A 7,366-nucleotide genomic window follows, 5' to 3' on the forward strand; every position below is an offset into this window, starting at 1 on the left:
GTCCCTACCAGTAAGCCACACAGGACGATGGCGGTGGCTACCAGGTGCGGCAGCCAGCGCGTAATGGGGGTTCTCTCCATGAGAATTGTGACCTCCTTGTGAGCTAAACGGGACAATGTGCGCCGCGATCGATACCTTGCGGCACCCCATCGACCCTAGTGTAAGAGGTCACAACTGTCTTGCATAGATAAAATCTGTTAAAATGTGGTTAAAGATGATGATAATGTAGTAAAGTTATAAGAGATACAGTAATATAAAGATATCGATCTAAAGAGATAGATTGAATAAAAGGGAGATAAAGAGACAGGAATAGAAGAGGGAGAAGGGGACCGCACTAGCGCGGCCCTTCTCCCTCCTTAACTAGTGTACCGGATTCCTCGCTAGTGTTTAGAGAGAACGAGCGCGGGCCAAATCGCGGCCTGAAGTGCCGCAGCCGAAAGCCACCAGCAAGGGCAAGAGATTCGCCACACGTGGCGTTCCCCAACCGGTCACGGGGTCCCAGCCCTTGCCGGCGGAGTAGCCGTTAATCGTCACCGAGTTGCCGTTAACATCGGTGCCTGTAAAGGTATTGTTCCCCGTTGTGATGTCATGGAAAGCGCGCGTATAGAGCGGCGAGTGGCCGATCAGGTAGAAAGCGGGGTTGAGGAAGCCCACGCGGCGATGACCGAGCTGATCAGCCAGGGCCGTGATGCCAGCCCACTGAGGTGAACCAGCGCTTGTACCACCGAAGCGGAAGACCAGATCCTGGCCCAGGCCCGAGGAGCTCCACACGGCCAAAACGCCGCCATCGACTGCGGCGTCATAGGCCACGTCGGGCACGCCACGGTAGCGACCGATGCCGGAGGTACCAAACTGGTAGAACGGCTTCGGGTAGATGGTGCTGAAGCCGCCGCCGCTGGCTCCTTCGTACTGCGGCTCATTCCAGGCTGTCTCACTCTGGTAAGCGCCTGTCTGGCCATCGGCGATCAATTTGGTTCCTCCAACGCTTGTCACTAGCGGATCGCTAGCTGGGGAACTCACGCTGAGGAAATAGGAATTGCCGTCGCAGGTCGGCTGCGCCGCACCCTGGTCGCCCGAGGAAGCAAAGAGCGTGATACCCTTCAGGGTTGCCTCCAGGAACAGTTCATGCTCCTGGCGCAGCAGCTTCGGATCAACGCAGCTCTCGCCCTCGCCGAAGCTCTGAGAGATGACATCTCCCAGGTTGTGACGGATCGCATAACGAGTCGCGCTGAGAATATCGGTATCCTGATTGGACTTGGCCAGCACCAGCACGATACGAGCATCGGGAGCAATCGCGTGGGCCCACTCCACGTCAAGCGTAATCTCGCCCGCCCAGCTTACCTGGTTCGCATCGTTTGGATCGAAGGGAGTCAATCCGTCCGGTGCGATGATAGTGAAAGGTGGATCGGGCAGCCCGAAGATGGAGTCAAAGGTCTGGAGATCGTGGGTAATGGTGGGGCTTTGGTAGGCGTCAATAATAACGATTGTGCGTCCTTTTCCTGTGATCCCTTTATTCAGGATTGGAGTGATCTCATACGCTTCGCGGATCTGCTTGGGGCCATAGCAGTTGGGCGGCGTAGTCGTCTGACAGCGGAAGGTCGTATCACTGCGCGCGACGCCGACATACTCGTACTGTGGACGGACCACAGCAAAGCCGTGGACGCCTTGCGCCTTCACTGTCGCTGCGCTCGCTCCCCCGCTCAGACCGAGACTGAGCACCAGCAGAGCGCTGACCGCTACTGTGGTGATGAGCAGACGCGAGAGCCGACGGACGAGAGCTAGATCGTTCATCAATGTCTGACCCCCTTTTCAAAACATAGTGCCTTAATACAATAGAGAAGACTCGTGCCTGGTGCGGATGGAGAGGAATAGGAATGGCACCCGCTTATAGTATACATGGTCTTCCAGCTTTTTTTGAAGAGGAACAGGTTGATAGAAGGTAAAGATCTAGATTAAGAAATCTGCTTTAGGTTCTCCCACCAGGAGGCAAAAAGGAAGGCACTTTATAGCAATCGCCTTCTTCCTTTGTTCCCTCTTCTGGGTCCTTGCCCTGTTGGGTACCCTCTCTTGCTTGTTAGCTATCGCGGCCATGCTGCTGCATTCCTGGAGGCCCGATCTATTGATCCCTACGGCCGGCCTGGTGGCTCGCCGTTTGGCGGTAGAAGGCGCGCCTGCCTCACGCTAGGATTGCCAGGCAGCATGGTGGCAGGTAGAGAGGCAAGCTGGAAGTGCTAGCAAGGGCAAGCTAGTTTGGAACCTTTGCAAGTCAGCTACGCACCCTGGGGATGCAGGCTCCCATGACCAGCCCACAGCTTGTCTTCACGACTTCTCTTGAAGATAGGTCCCGCTTCGGCTGATGATAGGGATAAAACTGATCTGAAGGAGGTCGGCGATGTTAGAGCCGCAGCGTGATGTTCCTCGCTCGCTGCTGCGTGCCGGCGTGATTGGCGTGCTGGCCTATGCTATCCCGATTCTGCTGATTCTGCTCGCGCTGCCGAAAGACCAGCTTTCGAATGTCGGTGGCTTCCTCGATGCCTATCAAGCAGTGGCCAGCGTCTCGCCCTCCCCATTGGCGACGGCCCTCGGCTGGCTGATCGCCCTGGCTCTGATTCTGACCCTGGCCAGCGCCGGCGACACCTGGCTGATGGGAGCCGACCGCACCTATGCCGGGACGGCACTCGATGGGGCCGCTCCCCTGATCTTGGGACGCTTCAGCGCTCGCTTCGGTAATGCTGCTGGCAAGTAACAGCATGGCCAGCGGTGAAGGCAAGAGATCACAGGGTTCGTCTGCTTCATAGTTGTTAGCCTCCTTGATTATCAATGAAATTGATCTCGGTCGGGATAAGATCGATGATCGGCACGACTAGACGACCGCCGTAGCCGATGACATAGTAGTAGCTGGCGCGGCACAGCATGGCAATCCGGCTTTCTAGCGCGCTGCTCTCGCCGACGCAATCGCGGCAGGCCTGGCGCCCTTTCTCTCGCTTCACTCTCACTGTAAAGTCTTTATCAGAACCAAAGGTCCGCTGTCACGATGGCTGCGTCACTTTCCCTCCAGACCGTTCGTATACTGAAAAAGAAGGAGGGAAAAGCACGGTAGCAATGGGTAGTTGGCAGCATCACCCTGCGCAGGAAGGAGAGATTGACTTGACCATGACCGGGTCACCAGAGAGGCCATTGCTTCAGGAGCCACGGCCTGATGAGGAGAGCGCTGGGATGGGGGAAGCAGACGCGGCTACGGCCAAAAGAGAGCAGGTGGTGAAGAGAGAGGAACAGACTCTTTCCCGTACCGCAGTCGATGCTGTTGAAAGAGAGGAGCGAAAGCCAGCCGCTGCCGAGGGGTCTGAGATAGCTCATGGGGAGCATGGAACTGGAGCAGAGGCCACTCTAGAGCGTCAAGCCGTTGCTGTGCGCCAGCAGGGGCGAGAGGCGCTGATCATACCTTCACTCGACACCAGAGCGGCTGAGCACGATGCAGACACGCTCCCGCTCGAGCGTCCGGCTCAGCACGGAGCTGGCCAACCGCCAGCATTCTACAGCACGCCGACTGTACCAGTTGCGCCCCAAGAGTCAAGGCATGTCACTCAGCCGCCGCGACGCTGGTTCCGAGATCGACTGCGGCCAGAAGCGTCCAGGCAAGCCCCTCGTCATGCTCCGGGTGAACCTAATTTCAAGAGGCTCTGGATAGGAACACTGATCGCTTCTTTGCTTTTGCTACTCTTGAGCGTCAGCCTTCTAATCTATCTGTTAACTGTGCTGGCGGCACGTGAGGGCCTCTCACCGGCCTTGCTCCTCTCAGCGACCGCTAGCGGCAAACTGGCGGGGACCCAGCATGGGCAAGCTGAAGCAACGACCGAGCTGGCGCTCTTTCCTCAGAGCCTCAGCCCGGCCAACTGTCTTCCTGATAACGGCTATCGTTGTACCGTGACGCTGCTGGCCAGTGGGCCGGCGGGCAGCGTGCACTGGCAAGCCTGGTCCCAGGGTGTGGCCGCCCGCATTAACCCTCCCAGCGGCAGCATTGAGCCGGGACAGCAGCAGCAGCTCATTATCTATCTCCCTGGAACCTGTCCGGCTTCGGGAAAAATCATGTTCTCCTGGAATAACCGGCAACTAAGCCTGCCCTGGCGCTGCTAAAGCCCTGTCACGAGCCGCCTGACTTCTGGCGGCCGGGCAATGGCCTCCCTGCTCCTGTTTACTTGCCAGCCTTGGGGGTCTGGCCACACCCCAGATCCACCCCTCAGCGGGGAAGATCGGGACGCGATTTCCGCAGCCGGAGCCATCCTTTCTCTTTGGGAAGCTCTTCCTGATTGCTCTGTCCTTGAGGCGTCAGTCCCATCTGCTCCATGAAACGGATGCCCGTTTCACTCCAGGTGACGCCTGCGGCCAGCTCGATGACCTGATCAGTGCGCACAGGCACGGGGCGGTAGCCCGGTGGCGGCTCCGTAACTTTCGGCCCGGGGCGCGATGTTGGCCACTGCGGATACTTAGGTGCGACAGTTGGGAGTTGTGGCGACTTGACCTTTTCCAGCTCCATCGCAGTTACCACCTTCTTTCTATTAAGGAAAGACCTCAGAAAAACCTGGCGGCTTCAGCAAGCTATGACGAATGGCGAGCGCTGCCTGAGCAGAAAAGCCCTGCTCCCTGCGCTTGATCCTCTTAATTTTGCGCTTGATCCTCTTAATTTAAGGAATGAGAAAGAGACCATCCAGCTAGATGATAACGCAAAGCAGGCGCCTCGTCCATAGATTGTCTTCTTCGCCGCACGCTCTTGGCCAATCAGCGCGAGCGCGCCCTTGCACAGACGAGGTAGCAAACAGCCACCTTGCCCGCGAGGAATCTTTCTGCTAAGCTGCCAGCCCAGGCCTTGCCGTTTCTCTCAGCCTCAGAAAGAAAGAGAGAATAGCACACTCACCTGTAAGCGTGCTTACCGCCATACCTGGGGAAACAGGATCAGCTGAAACAAGACAAGGGGAGAGCATAGGCATGATCAACCTGCAGGACCCCGCTCTCAAAGAGCAAGTACGGCGCAAGACCCCGGAAGGCCGCTATGTGGTTAGTGAAGCCGAGCTAGTGCTAGCCATCCGCGCTTGTAGTGCCCAGGGGGACAGCGAGCGTGTCCGGCTCCTCAGCGAGGTGCTGGCCGAGCGCTGTGCGCCGGAGTTTCAGAGGCGCACGCAGGGCTTACGTCATCGGCCTGAACTGCGTGAGGAAGCGATTGCCAACATGTTTGAGCATCTGCTGCGGGAGGCGCTCGATCCACAAGAGCTATTCATGACTCAGAACTTTCCCCATTATTTGCGCTGTCTGTGTGCCGATGAATTCACGCGTGTCCTGCGGCAGGAAGGACTGCACTACCGACGCGACAGCGAGGGGCGCCCCCTGGGGCAGCCTCAACACATTCCGCGCGCTCTGATAGGCTCGCTGCAGACAAGTCCTTCGGAGGAGGACGGGTCGCCCGGCGCCGATGTGGCTGATCCCCAGGATGCCTATGAGCTGCTGCACGCTGCTGAGGAGAGCGTGCGTATTCTGGCTTACCTTGCAGACCCGCTCGATCGCAAGATTGTGGTGCTGCGCGTCTTCGAGGGATTGAAATGGGATGATATCGCGCAGCTTTGTCAGAGGACTGAGCGCACGGTGCGCCTACGCTATGAGAAGGCCCGGGCCTACCTGCGGGCCTGCCTTGATCGCGAACGGGAGGAGCTGGCGGCTACGCAGCTACCGCAGGTACCTCAGCATCTCCAGCAAGGATCAGCGCAGTCTATGCCCACGGCTCACGGGCAGAATCAGCAAAGGTGAGGAGGCGTCAATCATGGCACGTATGGACCGCCGCACAATCCAGCAGCTCAAGATGGCCTGGCTGGCCGCCGAAGAGCGCGGCGATAAGCAGGCCCAAATCGCACTCTTGCGCGCTCATCCCGAGGCTCAGGAAGCCCTCATCGATTTCATCGTCGCCTATCGCGCGACGGCCCTCGAAGAGGAGGATGGCGCCCCCGCCTCGCCTGAAGAGATCCAACTCCTGCCTCTAACAGAGCGTGCTCGTCAGCGCGCCTTGGAGCGTGTCTTTGGAGGCAGGACCGACCATCAGAGCACGACCGAGGACATGCCGGCTTCGCTGGCTTCCGTCAAAACGCTGCGTGAGCTGCGCCTGCGGCGTCGCCTGAGCCTGACTGAGGCAGCACGTGGTCTGCACCTGGGCGTTGATGTCTGGAAAAAATTTGAGGACGGCCTGATCGACGTGCTCAGCCTAAGTGCTCGCCAACTGGAGAGGCTGGCAAACTTCTTCAATATCAGCCCACAACAGTTTAGTGAATTGCTTCACAACAGTCAGCCGCTCCTCGCTCTTAATCGCAGACAAACGGGTGAGGCGGCGCGTCAGCAACGGCAAGCAGCTCCGCCCAAGCAGAGTTTTGCTGAGGCCATTGCGCGCAGCGATATGAGCGAGCAGGAGAAGCGCCTCTGGTTAGAGGAGTAGCCTCGACCGCTTCCTCCCTAATGCTCATGTATGCTTCTGCTGCTCGCTCAGCACAGTTACTCTAGCGAGCAGAAATGTCGTCGCCGTGGCCCAACAGGCTGGCGTGACGAGCGAGAGAACCCCTTGGGGGCAGACGTACGGCATAACCAAGGTAGAAAAGCCCCCGAAAGCGACTCAGGTCCCAGACAAGGCCGCCACTGGCCAAACCGCGGGGGAGAAAGCCGCGTATCTCACTCGGCTGCAGACCATAGGCGGTCAGCAGAAAGGCTAGCTCACGAGGACGAATGAGAGCCTGCGGACGAAGCGAACCGCCCGCCTTGAGATCAAGCGGCAAGTGCTCCCCCACCGGACTGAGCAGCAGCCGCGAGAGCCAGGTACGATTGAGGAAGGAGAAGACCAGGAGTCCGCCCGGCGCCAGCACACGCGCTACTTCAGCGATGGCTGTCCGCCAATCCTTGACCTGCCCCTGAGCCTGCCACCAGACCGCCATCGAGAAAGAGCCAGTGGCAAAAGGCAGGGCCTCAATAGACCCCTGGACATAGGTAATGACCTGGCCCAGAGCGTGCCCTTGGGCCAGGCGCTGTGCCTGCCTCAGGGCCGCAGGAGACTCATCGAGACCGACAACAATGGCCCCACGCCGTGCCAGCTCTATAGACAACTGGCCTCGGCTACCATCCACCACAAGCAGCTCTTGCTGTCCCAAAGCCAGCTTGCCGTAGAGGCGTGTCGCGCAGCTCTCGATGTAGTCGCAGCCAGCGGCGATCGGTTGCGACTGCTCCCCAATTTGGCCCCGAAAAAGCGTTGCCTGCGAACGTTTGACGGTAAACACACCAGAATTCTCCCTAACGAGAACATAGGAGATGCTCATTGATTATATAGTAATAGGGATGGTCG

General features: G+C 58.5%; 8 protein-coding genes. 4 read left to right on the forward strand and 4 right to left on the reverse strand.

The features are described 5' to 3' along the window. Positions 1-387: 387 nt before the first annotated feature. The gene (locus IRZ24_RS14275) at positions 388-1,791 is read right to left on the reverse strand and encodes a S53 family peptidase (protein ID WP_297165381.1); all 1,404 of its coding nucleotides are present in this window, start codon (positions 1,789-1,791) and stop codon (positions 388-390) included. Between the two features lie 601 nt (positions 1,792-2,392). Here IRZ24_RS14275 and IRZ24_RS14280 point away from each other — a divergent pair. Continuing rightward, on the forward strand, positions 2,393-2,746 hold the full coding sequence (locus IRZ24_RS14280) for an amino acid permease (RefSeq protein ID WP_297165383.1): 354 nt from the start codon (positions 2,393-2,395) through the stop codon (positions 2,744-2,746). 55 nt (positions 2,747-2,801) lie between these two features. Here the strand turns inward: IRZ24_RS14280 and IRZ24_RS14285 are convergent, their stop codons facing one another. Continuing rightward, complete coding sequence (locus IRZ24_RS14285; protein ID WP_297165385.1) at positions 2,802-2,990, reverse strand: hypothetical protein; 189 nt, start codon at positions 2,988-2,990, stop codon at positions 2,802-2,804. Between the two features lie 157 nt (positions 2,991-3,147). On the opposite strand from IRZ24_RS14285, the gene IRZ24_RS14290 reads away from it, so the two are divergent. After that, positions 3,148-4,134, forward strand: coding sequence for a hypothetical protein (locus IRZ24_RS14290; RefSeq protein ID WP_297165387.1), 987 nt, complete (start codon positions 3,148-3,150; stop codon positions 4,132-4,134). 103 nt (positions 4,135-4,237) lie between these two features. Here the strand turns inward: IRZ24_RS14290 and IRZ24_RS14295 are convergent, their stop codons facing one another. After that, complete coding sequence (locus IRZ24_RS14295) at positions 4,238-4,534, reverse strand: hypothetical protein (protein WP_297165388.1); 297 nt, start codon at positions 4,532-4,534, stop codon at positions 4,238-4,240. Between the two features lie 449 nt (positions 4,535-4,983). On the opposite strand from IRZ24_RS14295, the gene IRZ24_RS14300 reads away from it, so the two are divergent. Next, positions 4,984-5,796: a sigma factor-like helix-turn-helix DNA-binding protein gene (locus IRZ24_RS14300; protein WP_297165390.1), complete on the forward strand. Its 813-nt coding sequence runs from the start codon at positions 4,984-4,986 to the stop codon at positions 5,794-5,796. Between the two features lie 13 nt (positions 5,797-5,809). Beyond that, positions 5,810-6,472, forward strand: coding sequence for a helix-turn-helix domain-containing protein (locus IRZ24_RS14305; protein ID WP_297165392.1), 663 nt, complete (start codon positions 5,810-5,812; stop codon positions 6,470-6,472). 61 nt (positions 6,473-6,533) lie between these two features. Here the strand turns inward: IRZ24_RS14305 and IRZ24_RS14310 are convergent, their stop codons facing one another. Continuing rightward, positions 6,534-7,301 carry a methyltransferase domain-containing protein gene (locus tag IRZ24_RS14310; RefSeq protein ID WP_297165394.1) on the reverse strand — a complete coding sequence of 256 codons (768 nt, stop codon included), beginning with the start codon at positions 7,299-7,301 and terminating at the stop codon, positions 6,534-6,536. Positions 7,302-7,366 lie beyond the last annotated feature (65 nt).

This window comes from Thermogemmatispora sp., from assembly GCF_019683755.1.
In the GTDB taxonomy this organism is placed as follows: Bacteria; Chloroflexota; Ktedonobacteria; order Ktedonobacterales; family Ktedonobacteraceae; genus Thermogemmatispora.